The sequence below is a fragment of the Vibrio mexicanus genome (assembly GCF_001012815.1).
GTDB lineage: Bacteria > Pseudomonadota > Gammaproteobacteria > Enterobacterales > Vibrionaceae > Vibrio > Vibrio mexicanus.
In genome coordinates, this window is record NZ_JYJP01000140.1 from 1 (window position 1) to 208 (window position 208).

At 49.5% G+C, this 208-nt stretch carries 2 tRNA genes; both read left to right on the forward strand.

Annotated elements, in window-relative coordinates:
- The first annotated feature begins 2 nt into the window (after nt 1-2).
- Nucleotides 3-87 (forward strand) — tRNA-Leu (locus UA76_RS20695).
- Between the two features lie 40 nt (nt 88-127).
- Nucleotides 128-202 (forward strand) — tRNA-Gln (locus tag UA76_RS20700).
- The last annotated feature ends 6 nt before the right edge of the window (nt 203-208 follow it).

The window sequence follows — 208 nt, forward strand, 5'->3', positions numbered from 1 at the left end:
ATGCGGAAGTGGCGGAATTGGTAGACGCACCAGATTTAGGTTCTGGCGCCGCAAGGTGTGAGAGTTCAAGTCTCTCCTTCCGCACCATTATTTAGAACTGATTTGTTTTATAAACAATTGTTCGCTGTTGGCTATCGCCAAGCGGTAAGGCAGCGGCTTTTGATGCCGCCATTCCCTGGTTCGAATCCAGGTAGCCCAGCCACTATTT